Source organism: Bacillus sp. SIMBA_005, from assembly GCF_046535585.1.
GTDB lineage: Bacteria > Bacillota > Bacilli > Bacillales > Bacillaceae > Bacillus > Bacillus pumilus.
The window spans coordinates 1-253 of the sequence record NZ_JAWRWI010000802.1; the positions used below are offsets into that span (position 1 = coordinate 1).

Consider the following 253-nt stretch of genomic DNA (forward strand, 5'->3'; position numbering starts at 1 on the left):
GGAATGTTTTTCAGCCCGGCCAAAAAAATCAGCATTGACGACCCGAACTGCCAGACGGACAGCAGAATCAATGTCCACAGCGCACTTGTCGGATTCTGGTACCAAAGAATTTTTTGATCAATCCCGACAAAAAACAGCAGCGCATTGATGACCCCGTCATTGCCAAAAATATTTCGCCACATAATCGCCACGGCGACGCTCCCGCCGATGATCGAAGGCAGATAAAAGAGCGTTCTGTAAATGGCCGTTCCTT

1 pseudogene is annotated in these 253 nt (G+C 48.6%); it reads right to left on the minus strand.

Going from position 1 to position 253, the window contains the following annotated elements:
• A pseudogene (locus SB660_RS22290) lies at window positions 1-253 on the minus strand (ABC transporter permease); the annotation flags it as partial.